The following is a 12,007-nucleotide window of genomic DNA, read 5'->3' as shown; positions in this document are numbered from 1 at the left end:
GTTGCATCCACGCTGTACTCGCGGCCCGCCGAGGCGCTGTTGCCGTTCACGTTGGTGACGCTCACCTGCACGCTGGCATCGCCGTCCTTCAGGCTGCCCAAATCGGCAGACGGCACGGTGGTCGTCCAGTTGCCGTCTGCATCGACCGTCGCGGTGTACGACTTACCGCCGAAGGTGATAGTGACGATCTGGTTTTCTTCGACGTTTGAGGTGGTGCCGGAGAGCACCAGATCCGCGCCCTTCTCGGCGGCGTTAATCACGTCATCGGTGGCAAGCGCATCGACGCTGATGGCAACGCTCGCCAGATCCACCGTCACATCATGGCTGATGGAAACCGGGTTACCGGCGCTGCTCTGGCCCGCAACGGTTACGGTAACCGTGCCTGCAGCCAGGGCACTCACGTCTGCTGCCGGGATCGCCGCGCTCCAGGTGCCGTCCGCCAGAACGGTCGCCGGATAGTTTTTGCCGTTGACGGTCACGGTCAGCGCCGCGCCAGCCGCCAGCCCCTCGCTTAAACCGGTGATAATCAGGTTCTGCCCGTGTTCGATGCTGTTGATGACATCGTCACCCGCCACGGTATCCACGCGCAGGCCCGGCAGGTTAGCGTCTATCACGATTTCGCGCTCACCGGTTCCGCTATTGCCCACGCCGTTCGTGACGCTGGCTGACACGGTCAAATCGCCGTTACCCAGCGCAGTCAGCACCGATTCCGGCACGTTAACGGACCAGGTCAGATCGCTCTGCACCGTTGCGGTGTAGCTGTTACCGCCAATCGTCACGGTCACGGTGTTGCCCGCTTCGGCATTCACCACCTTACCGCTGATGGTCTGGCCGGCTGCCAGTTCCGCCGCGTTAATGACGTCGTCACCTGCAATGGTGTTGACGATCACGCCCGGCAGAACGGATTCCACGTTCACGGTGTGTGACGTGCTGGCATTGTTGCCGACGCTGTCCGTTGCCGATGCGGTAACGGTGTACAACGCCTCACCCAACGCGCCGACCTGATCTGCCGGAACGGTGGTGGTCCACAGCCCGCTGTCATCCACTGTTGCACTGTACGCTTTGCCGTTCAGCATCACAGTCACCACCGCGCCTGCCGCCAGACCGGAAGCCGTACCGGAGATCGTCAGATCCTGGGTTTTCTCGGTGCTATTGATCACATCGTCACCGGAAACGGTGTCAATGGTCAGCACCGGCGCGGTCAGGTTCACCTCCACGCCGTGCGTGGCGCTGTTGCTGTTGCCTGCTTTATCGGTCAGCGCTGCGGTAATGGTGTAATCCCCCGCTGCCAGCGCGGTGACGTCCGCCGCAGGCACGCCCACGCTCCAGTTGCCTGAGGCGTCCAGGGCGGCAGTGTACGATTTGCCGTTGAGGGTGACGGTGACCACGTCGCCCGCCGCTGCGCCGGTCGCGGAGCCCGTGACAATCAATGCCTGCGCATGCTCGGCGCTGTTGATCACGTCGTCGTCGGAAACGGTGTGGATGGTCAGCTGCGGGACGGTGGTATCGACCAGCACGTCGCGATCCGCAGAGGCCGGATTGCCTGCTTTATCAGACACGGCGGCGCTGATGGTGTAGTTACCGTCGGTAATACCGCTCAGATCCGCGGACGGCACGGTCACGCTCCAGCTGCCGTTTGCCTGTACGGTGGTGGTGTAGTCCGCGCCGTTCAGCGTCACGGTGACGGTTTGGCCTGCTTCGGCGTTGGTCACGCCGTTAACAACCAGATCCTGCTGCGCTTCGGCCGCATTGATGATGTTGTTGTCGCTGACAATTTCAATAGACACCGTCGGCGCGGTCGCGTCCACGCTGTACTCGCGGCCTGCCGACGCGCCGTTGCCGTTCACGTTGCTGACGCTCACCTGCACGCTGGCATCGCCGTCTTTCAGGCTGCCCAAATCGGCAGACGGTACGGTCGCCGTCCAGTTGCCGCTGGCATCCACCGTCGCGGTGTACGACTTGCCGCCGAAGGTGATGGTAACGGTCTGGTTTTCTTCCACGTTGGAGGTAGAGCCGGACAGCACCAGGTCCGCGCCTTTCTCCGCCGCGTTGATCACGTCGTCCGAGGCAATCGGGTCAATGCTGATGGCGACTGCCGCCAGATCCACCTTCACGTCATGGTTAATAGAAACCGGATTACCCGCCGCGCTCTGACCTTCTACGGTCACGGCAATCGTGCCCGCATTCAGCGCGCTGACGTCTGCTGCCGGAATGGCCGCCGTCCAGGTGCCGTCCGCCAGCACGGTTGCGGCGTAGGTTTTGCCATTTACGGTCACCGTTAACGCCGCGCCCGTCGCCAGACCCTCGCTGGAGCCGGAGATAATCAGGTTCTGAGCGTGCTCAATGCTGTTGATGACATCGTCGCCCGCCACGGTATCGACGCGCAGGCCCGGCAGGTTGGCATCAATGATGATGTCGCGCTCGCCGGAGCCGGTGTTGCCGTGGCCGTTGGTGACGCTGGCTGACACCGTCAGATCGCCGTTACCGATGGCGGTTAAGATCGTGGACGGCACGTTGACCGACCAGCTCAGATCGTCCTGAACCGTTGCGGTATAAGTATTACCGCCGATTGAAATCGTGACAGCGTCACCGCTCGCCGCGCCGCTCACTTTGCCGCTCAGGGTCTGCCCGGCAGCCACTTCCGCTGCGTTAATGACATCGTCCGTGGCGACAGGGTTGATGGCGACCTGCGGCAGCGCGCTGTCGACCAGCACGCTGTGGCCGGTGCTCGCACTGTTGCCTGCGGTGTCGGTTACGCTCGCCGTCACCACGTAGCTTGCTTCGCCCAGCGCAGAAACGTTTGCCGCCGGAACGGTGATGCTCCAGCTACCGCTGGCGTCGGTGGTGGCCGTATAGCTGATACCGTTCAGGGTCACCGTAATGACGGTTCCGTCCGGCTGGTTGCTGGTGCCGGACACCAGCAGATCCTGGCCTTTTTCGGTCGCGTTGATCACGTCGTCGACCGCCAGGGTATTGATGGCAACCACCGGCGCGGTCAGGGAGACGTCAAACGCGTGCGTCGCGGTGGTGCTGTTACCGGCTTTATCGGTGAGGGTCGCAGAGATCGTCTGATCGCCGTTTACCAGCGCGCCCACGTCCGTCGCCGGAACGCCCACGCTCCAGTTGCCGGAGGCGTCCAGCATGGCGGTGTAGTCTTTACCATTCAGGGTCACGGTTATCACGTCGCCCGCCTGCGCGCCCGTGACCTTACCGGAGACGATCAGCGCCTGGTCGTGCTCGGCAATATTCACGACGTCGTCGCCCGCAACGATGTTGAACGCAATCTGCGGTACGGTGGTGTCGACCAGCACCGAGGAGCCCGCGCTCGCCGGGTTGCCTGCCTTATCGGACACGGTCGCCGTGACCGCCGCATTGCCGTCGGTGATGCCTGCCATGTCCGCCGCCGGAACGTCGAGCGTCCAGCTGCCATCCGCCTGCACCTGCGCGGTGTACTGATTACCGTTGAAGGTCACGGTGACCGTCTGGCCCGCTTCTGCAGTAGAGGTGCCGCTCAGGGTCAGATCCTGCGCCGCCTCTGCCGCGTTCAGCATATTATCATTGCTGATGGTGTTGATGGTCACCGTCGGCGCGGTGGTATCGACGCTGAATTCCTGCGCCGAAGACGCCGCGTTGCCGTTCACATTGGTGACGTTTACCTGCACGCTGGCGTCACCGTCTTTCAGACCGTTCAAATCGGCAGCCGGTACGGTATAGGTCCAGTCGCCGCTGGCATCCACAGTCGTGGTATACGTTTTACCCGCAAAGGTGATGGTCACGGTCTGACCCGCTTCAACGTTGGAGGTGGTGCCGGAAAGCACCAGATCCTGGCCTTTTTCCGCCGCGTTGAGCACGTTATCGTCGGTCACGCTGTTGATGCTGATGGCAACCGGGGTGAGATCCACATCCACAACGGTGCCGATAGCCACCGGGTTGCCGGAGGCATCCTGCGCGCTGGCGCTGATGGTGAGCGAACCATCCGCCCACTGGGACACATCGGCCGCCGGTACCGCCGCCTGCCAGGTGCCGTCCGCCATGACCGACGCAGAGTAATCCTTGCCGTTGATGGTCACGGTCACGGTGCTGCCCGCCGCCAGATCGGTGCTGGTGCCGGACACGATCAGGTTCTGAGCGTGCTCGATCGCGTTGATGACGTCGTCACCTGCGACGGTATCAATACGCAGGCCCGGGAGCTGGGCGTCGATGCTGAAGTCGTGAGAAGAAGAGCCGGTATTGCCGTGTGCGTTGGTCACGCTGGCGGATACGGTGAGGTCGCCGTTGCCGAGCGCGGTAAGCTGGCTCTCGCTTAACGGCAGGCTCCAGGTCAGATCGTCCTGCACGGTAGCGGTGTATGTCTGGCCGCCCAGAGTAATAGTGACAGTGTCACCTGGCGCCGCATTCGTCACCTTACCGGTCAGGGTTTGCCCTGCCGCCACTTCCGCTGCGTTGACGATATTGTCGCCCGCCAGCGTATTAATCGTCACCACCGGCAGCGAGCTGTCCACCAGCACATCGTGTGAGGTCGAGGCGCTGTTGCCGACGTTATCTGTGACGCTCGCCGTCACGGTGTAATGGGCTTCTCCCAGCGCGCTTACGGCCGAGGCCGGTACGGTCACGCTCCAGTTACCGCTGGCGTCAGCGGTGGCCGTGTACTGAATGCCGTTCAGGGTCACCGTAATGGTCGTGCCTTCCGGCTGGTTGCTGGTGCCGGAGAGCAGCAGATCTTCGCCCTTCTCGGTCGCGTTAATCACATCGTCCGCCGCCAGCGTGTTGATACCGATGACAGGCGTCACGGTATTCACCACCACATCCAGCGAACTACTGCCGGTGTTGCCAGATCGGTCGGTTACGGAGACGTCGATGGTCCAGGTACCGTCCGCAAGACCCTGCACGGCAGACGCTGGCAGGCCAAGGCTCCAGTTCCCCGCCGCATCCACCACAGTGGTGTAATCCACACTGTTAATGCTGATGGTCACCCGATCGCCCGCAGCCGCACCGGTGACGGAGCCGCTCAGGATCTGCGCCTGTGAATGGGCGAGCTGGTTAACGGTGTTGGTGTCGGTGACAAAGTCGTTAATGGTCACCTGCGGTACGGTCGCGTCCACCAGACCCACGCGATCGGCGCTGCTGGTGTTGCCCGCCACGTCGCTTACGGTTGCCGTCACGGTAACGATGCCATCTGTCAGGGCACCCACGTCTGCCGCCGGTACGCTCAGCTGCCAGGTACCGTCCGTCTGGACCGTGGTCTGATACGTTTTGCCGTTCAGCGTCACGGTGACCGTCTGGCCGGGTTCCGCAGTGCTGCTGCCGCTTAACAGTAAATCCTGCTGCGCTTCAGCCGCATTAATGATGTTGTCGTCGGTCAGGTTATCGAGCGTAATCGCCGGCGGCTGCGTATCCACCGTGACCACGCGCGACGCGTCGGCGCTGTTGCCGCTGACGTTAGTGACGCTGACGCTCACCTGCGCGCGCCCGTCGATCAGGGTTTCCATGGCGCTGGCGGGTACGGTCAGGCTCCAGGATCCATCCTGCTGAACCTGCGCGGTAAAGGTCTGGTCAGCGAATTTCACCACCACGGTCTGCCCCGCCTCCACGCCCTGCGTCTGGCCGGAGAGGGTTAAATCACCGCCTTTTTCTGCCGCATTCAGCAGGTCGTCGCCGGAGACGGTATCAATGGTGACCGCCACGGCGTTCAGATCGAGTTCAATCGGGTGTTCAGCCGCAACGGTATTGCCCCAGGCATCTTCAGCGCTGACGCTAACCGTCATGCCGCCCGCCGTCCAGGCCTGCAGGTCCGCCGCCGGAACGCCGATCTGCCAGTTACCGCTGGCGTTAACCGCGGTGACGTACTCAATGTTGTTGATGGTGACGATAATCTGCGTGCCCGCGGCCAGATGGCTGCTGGAGCCGGTGACGCTCAAATCCTGCTGCTGTTCGATCGCGTTGATTACGTCATCGCCGGAGATGGTGTTCACGCGCAGACCCGGCAGTTCCGCGTTGATATTGATATCACGCTCGCCGGTGCCGGTATTGCCATGCGCGTTGGTGACGGAGGCGCTGAAGGTTAAATCGCCGTCGCCGAACGCCTGAAGATCCGCTGATGGGATTTTCACGCTCCATGTCAGGTCACTGCCAACCGTTGCGGTGTAACTCTTGCCACCTGCGGTGACAGAGACGGTATCGCCCGCCGCCGCGCCGGTAACGCGACCGCTGAGGGTTTGATCGACGCCCGCTTCGGCGTTATTGACCAGGTTGTCGCCCGCAAACGTATTGATAATGACCTGAGGAAGGACGGTATCCACCAGCAGATTCGCCCCGGCGGAACCGCTGTTACCCACGCTGTCGGTACCGCTGACGCTGACGGTATAAAGCGTGTTCGCCAGATTGAGGACGTCGGAAACCGGCACCTGGACCGCCCAGATACCGTTTTCGACGGTGGCCTGATAGTTGACGTTGTTCAGCGTCACGGTGATGGCGGTGCCGTCCGGCAGGTTGCTGGTGCCGGTCAGGCTCAGCGGCTGCATCGCCTCCTGGGCGTTCAGCACGTTATCCTGGCTGATGGTGTCAATCGTAAATTCTGGCGGGTGTCCGCTCATCGTGATGCCGTGCGTGGCGCTGCCGGTGTTGCCTGCCGCATCAGTGACGGAAACCGAAAGCGTGTGGTTGCCTTCACCCAGCGCGCCCAGCACGGACGCCGGAACGCCCACGCTCCAGCTGCCGTCCGCCAGCACCACGCCGGTGAAGGTCTGGCCGCCAAGGGTCACGGTGATCACGTCGCCCGCGGCGGCACCGCTCGCCTGGCCGGAAATAATCTGCGCCTGGCCCTGCTCGCTGATATTGAGGATATCGTCGCCCGCCACGGTATGGATGGTGACGACCGGCGCGGCGGTATCAACGGTAAAATCTGCCGTCACGGACGAGCCGTTGCCCGCTTTGTCGCTCACGTTAACCGTCAGGGTGTGGTTGCCCTCATTGAGCGCCTGCACGTCGCTCGCGGCAAGCGTGACGGACCAGATGCCGTCGCTGCCCACCGTGGCGTTATAGTTTTTACCGTTCAGGGTGACCGTGACGATCTGACCGGCTTCCGCATTCGTTTTACCGGTCAGGATCAGCGGCTGATTGTGCTCAGCCGCATTAATGATGTTGTCCTGTGCGAGGGTATCGACAGAGAGGGTTGGCGCGGTGGTATCCACGCCAATCGTCTGACTCCCGCCGACGGTGTTACCCGCCGCGTCTTTACCGCTCACGTTAACCGTCCAGGTACCGTCGCCCAGCGCCTGTGCGTCTGCCGCAGGCACGTTAACGCGCCACGCGCCGTCTGCCCCGACTTCAGCCGTGTAGGTTTTGCCGTTCAGCGTCACGGTGAGTTCGGTACCCTGCGCCAGATGTTTGCTGGCACCGGAAAGCGTAAAGCCCGCGGATTGCTCGCTGGCGTTCAGCACGTTATCGCCCGCCGTGGTGGCAAGCGTAATGGCGGCATCGGCGGTAGAGACCGTCACGGTGATACTGCCCGCAGAGGTGGTTTTACTGCCGTCGATCTGCACGACCGACCAGGTGTGCTCCCCGTCCGTCTGGGTCGGTAATATTACCGTCCACGTGCCGTCTTTAGCGACCATGGTGCTGGCAATGGTGCTGCCGCTGCTGTCTTTGATCTGGATGGTCGCGCCCGACTGACCGGTACCGCTAAAGGTTGGGTTGCTGTCGTCCGTGATCTCGTTTGCACTCAGCACGCCCTGCTTGTCGCCCGCTTTATCCGACAGCAAAAAGGTCGGCGTGGCGCTTTCAACTTCTTTGGTATTATCAATGACTTTTGTTTTAGTTTCGCCGTCACCGCCGTTTGCCAGCAGTGCCCCAATGGCACCGCCGCCTAACGCAGCTCCCGCAATCCAGCCCCACGGCGCGTCGCTTAAAACGCTTTCCTGCTCAAGGAAAGGTTGAATGCTGCTAATCGGTGTGGTCTGCGCGGTTAACTCGGTCACCGCAACGCCTGACGCTTCCCCGGCATCGGCAAAAGAAATATGTGTCAGTTCCTGACGGTCGTTGAACACCAGCTCTGACTGATTATGCGTTTCTGGATCTTCGACAAAATAGTTATTGCAGCGAATAACGCTGCCATCTTTCATATAAATGAGGAGGTCTTTCCCCTGGCGGACATAACGCGCGACATCCTGAGCAGAGCCCTGGATTTCAATCACGCTCGGCGATGAAATAGAGACCGACAGATTTCCTTCGCCGGTTAATTTCGTTTTCTCCGCCGTTTTGCGAATGATGACATCAACAACCTTTACGTTACTCATTTCTTCTCCTTGCAGGTGTACGGATTCCTGTGGATATGACCACCAGATGGATGTAGCTATCCCTGGGAAAAAACACCCATTATTTTCAGACTTATTTTTGCGCAACACTGCGCGTCTTTTTTTAACTCAAGTCAGGTAATTTTGCGGCAGCGTTTTTCTCTATTCCAATAAGCGGCATTAAATTATCAACCGCGGAAGCATAATTAATTGCCGAACTCCAGCCATCATACTCAGCGATTATTTTCGCTGAAGTGGCCTGCCAGACATCCTGCTCAACGCTCAGCAGATCGTTAATGCTCCGCTTGCTCAGGGTGTATTCATTTTTATAAACATCGCGGGCGCGCAGAGCACTTTCCAGCTGTTGCTTCCCGGCCTCCATTCTTCCCCGTGCGCCGGTCCAGTCAGCCTGCGCGACGGAGGCTTTTTGCAGGACATCGAAACGTGCCTGATCGACCTGAGAGGAGGCCATGGCTCGTGCCCCTTCCGCCTGCCGAACGCGAGCGGAAACCGCGCCCCCCTGATACAGCGGAGCATCGACATTGAGCTGTATCTGGTCGTCCCAGTATGAACGATTGTCCGATTCATAACGGGTGCGCCCCCCTTTCAGGCTTAACGTCGGCCAGTGCTGGGATTTCGCCGTTTCCACGCCATACTGAGCCGAACGTTCCATGTTCTGCGCGGCCATCACCGCCGGTATTAACGAATAATCAATACGGTTGAGCGAATCCGGCTCCACGGCAAGATTCGCGGGCACAGGCGAATAAGCCTCTGCCTGCATCCCGGTTAATACCGCGAGCCTGGCGCGCGCGCTGTTTAAGGCGGCGTTATACTGCGCGACCGTCGCCTGCATGCCGGCAATACGCGTGCGGGTCTGGAGCTCATCGGAGGTGGAACTCACGCCCGCGTCTGCGCGCAGTTTTGCCAGCTGCTCGACGTTTTTGAGCGCCTGAACGTTATCTATTGCCGCCTGCAGCAGATCGGAATAGCGTCTGACCTCTACGTAGCTAAGCGCCGTTTTTTCGGCCACATCCGAAAGCGTGCCCATCAGCTGATAGCGGTAGCTATCACGCCGGGCGGAGGACTGGCTGATGCTGTTATTGGTCTTACCAAAATCGTACAGCAACTGCGTCAGGCTCAGCCCCCATGCGGCTGAATTCTTCAGCGAGCCGCTGGAATCGGTGGTCTGGCTGTGCCCTGTACTCCCGTTCAACGATATTTGCGGCATCCAACCGCTGCGCGCTTCATCTATTTGTGCCTGGCCGATACCTAATTGCGCGGCCTGCTGACTAATTGACGGATCGCGATCGATAGCAAAAAGAATACTTTCTTTTAAGGTTGTTGTTGCTACCGGGGCAATACCCACCTGATTACTATTGGCGTACGCCGTATTTATGGCTAGTGAAATGAATGCCAGTGCTGCTGTAAATCGGCGTAACATAGGCTTTCGTAATATCGTCATGTTATCTCCCTGACTCTGAGTGATACTCAAGCAAATACCCAAAAAGAGGTACAGATAATTAGACAAATATCTTATTTAGCTACCTTGCTGAATTTCAGGTAATACTCCCCATACCCATTTCCATTAGAGATGAGATCTGCCTGCGTCTTATTTCAATTAAGAATTTACTTATTTCTTAAACTGGTTAGCAGCATAACAAAATGTGGTATAGCCCACTACACCCACAATGTTAATGTGGTGTTACAAGCAAGAAAAAATATGGGGTTTATGGACAAAACTCTAAAAGTATCCTTTCAAATGAAACATATAAACCCCCTGTTATCTAAGGAAAATTCTTAATTCTTTCTGTGCACATTTTTGCGTCAATTTCGGGGCGGGTCAGACACAAAGATTTTCAAAGAAGTGTCAATTTAGGTAACCAAGAGGGTAAATTTAGAATTAAAAACCTTTAAAAAACTAATTAAAGAAACAATATCACGACATATAAATGATGAATAGTGATTAAATCCACTCAATGGCGATAAACTGGTTGCATAATCCAAATCGTTAAATAAAACATAAGAATAACATTGTGGTTAACATTCAAAACGACCTATTTATACCTCTTTAATAAAATTTTAATAATCACGCATCTGAATCATCACCCCGCAGCTCATCGTCATAAGGACATTTCCCTTCTCTCTGCTTCTAAATGCTGTATTATGCAAATTATTGCGACATTTTGCAGGAATGCACGCCTATGCACAAAACCGCTCGTCAACGCTACGTCCTTGATATCCTCAGTGAGCAAGGCCAGGCCAGCATCACCGAACTGGCCGAAAAGCTACAGGTTTCAGCAGATACCATCCGTCGGGACCTGACCGACCTGGAAAACCAGGGCCTTGCGCAGAAGAACCACGGTGGAGCCATTGCGCTCAACCTCTCCGCCATGAATCGTCAGGGCCGCAATACGCTGCTGCCGGAGACCAAACAGCGCCTGGGTAAACAGGTCGCGCAGCAGGTTCCACCGGGCTCCACCCTGTTTCTGGACGCCGGAAGCACGGTGATGGCCGTCGCCACCTTTCTTCAGGGGCCGCTCACCGTCATTACCCCCTCGCTGGATATCGCCCAGCATTTTAGCGACCGGGAAGACATTGAGCTGATCCTGCTCGGCGGGAAATGGGACCACAAGCAGCGACTCTTTGCCGGAAGCGCCACGTTGTCTTTACTGTCCCGTTATCGGGCAGATATCGCCATTCTTGGGGCGTGCGCCATTCATGCCGAACTCGGTTTGAGTGCCGGTAAAGAAGCGGATGCTGAGGTTAAACGCGCGATGCTCGACGCAAGCCATGCGCACTGGATTGTCGCCGACCACCTGAAAGTCAACCGCTGCGAGCCGTATCTGGTTTCCGGGTTATCCAGCATTCAACAACTCTTTTTAGATCGTCCCTGGCCTGAGCTTGGGGACCATAGCGCATTGCAGGTTACGGTGTGCGCGAATTAACGTGGAGAAGGTCATGAGTAACGTTCAAACAATCAATATTGCGCTGATCGGGTATGGATTTGTCGGTAAAACCTTTCATGCCCCGCTGATCCAGTCTGTGGACGGGATTAAGCTGGCAGTGGTCTCTTCTCGTGATGAAGAGAAGGTTAAACGCGATCTGCCGGACGTACAGGTGGTGGCGACACCGGAAGAGGCCATTCAGCATCCTGATATCGATCTGGTAGTGATTGCCTCTCCCAATGCCACGCACGCCCCACTGGCGACGCTGGCCCTGAACTCGGGTAAACACGTGGTCGTGGATAAGCCTTTTACCCTCGACATGCAGGAAGCCCGCGACCTGATTGCGCTGGCGGATGAAAAGCAGCTGCTGCTCTCCGTCTTCCACAACCGCCGCTGGGACAGTGATTTCCTCGGCATTAAGCAGATTCTTGAGCAAGGCACGCTCGGCAAGGTTAAACACCTGGAGTCGCATATTGACCGCTTCCGCCCGGAGGTGCGCGTGCGCTGGCGCGAGCAGAACGTCCCCGGGAGCGGTCTGTGGTTTGATCTGGGTCCTCACCTGATTGACCAGACGCTACAGCTCTTTGGCCTGCCGCAGTCGGTTCAGGGGAATATCGCGACGCTGCGCGACGGTGCAGAAATTAACGACTGGGCGCACGTGGTCTTAAACTACCCGGAGCATAAGGTCATTCTACACGCCAGCATGCTGGTTGCTGGCGGTACGGCACGCTTTAGCGTTCACGGGGACAAGGGCAGCGTGGTGAAAGCCAG

4 protein-coding genes are annotated in these 12,007 nt (G+C 58.6%); 2 read left to right on the top strand and 2 right to left on the bottom strand.

Annotated elements, in window-relative coordinates; translation table 11 throughout:
- Positions 1–8,294 (bottom strand): Ig-like domain-containing protein (locus FU672_RS24210; protein ID WP_148245150.1); only part of this gene is annotated, 8,294 nt, incomplete at its 3' end.
- Between the two features lie 121 nt (positions 8,295–8,415).
- Positions 8,416–9,753, bottom strand: coding sequence for a TolC family outer membrane protein (locus FU672_RS24205; RefSeq protein WP_148245149.1), 1,338 nt, complete (start codon positions 9,751–9,753; stop codon positions 8,416–8,418).
- A 739-nt stretch (positions 9,754–10,492) separates the two neighbouring features.
- Here FU672_RS24205 and FU672_RS24200 point away from each other — a divergent pair.
- Positions 10,493–11,236, top strand: a complete 744-nt coding sequence (locus FU672_RS24200) for a DeoR/GlpR family DNA-binding transcription regulator (RefSeq protein ID WP_148245148.1) — start codon at positions 10,493–10,495, stop codon at positions 11,234–11,236.
- A 13-nt stretch (positions 11,237–11,249) separates the two neighbouring features.
- The coding region (locus tag FU672_RS24195) for an oxidoreductase (protein ID WP_148245147.1) at positions 11,250–12,007 on the top strand (758 nt) is incomplete at its 3' end.

The sequence above is a fragment of the Enterobacter asburiae genome, from assembly GCF_008080435.1.
GTDB lineage: Bacteria > Pseudomonadota > Gammaproteobacteria > Enterobacterales > Enterobacteriaceae > Enterobacter > Enterobacter asburiae_C.
Note: the sequence above shows the minus strand (reverse complement) of the source record. Positions and strands in the feature narration are given on the sequence as shown.